1 pseudogene is annotated in these 254 nt (G+C 68.5%); it reads left to right on the top strand.

Annotation, left to right across the window (positions count from 1 at the left end):
- A pseudogene (locus tag JHD63_RS23685) lies at nucleotides 1-156 on the top strand (IS5/IS1182 family transposase); the annotation flags it as partial.
- Nucleotides 157-254 lie beyond the last annotated feature (98 nt).

Genomic DNA, 254 nt, shown 5'->3' with positions numbered 1-254 from the left:
CTGCAGGCCCGAGGTCTGAAGGTGGGCACGGGCACGATCGTGGACGCCACCATCATCGGCGCGCCCAGCTCGACGAAGAACGCGGACAAGGCGCGCGACCCCGAGATGCACCAGACCCGCAAAGGCCTCCAAGGCGCCGCAGGCGCGCGACTTCACGAACCAGCGCGTGCGCAAAGGCGGCGAGATCGACGAAGCCGAGCGCTCGAAGAATCGCAACAAGTCCAGGGTGCGCGCCCGCGTGGAGCACGTCTTCG

This window comes from Xylophilus sp. ASV27 (genome assembly GCF_016428875.1).
GTDB lineage: Bacteria > Pseudomonadota > Gammaproteobacteria > Burkholderiales > Burkholderiaceae_C > Xylophilus.
This window is presented reverse-complemented; position numbering and strand designations above follow the sequence as displayed.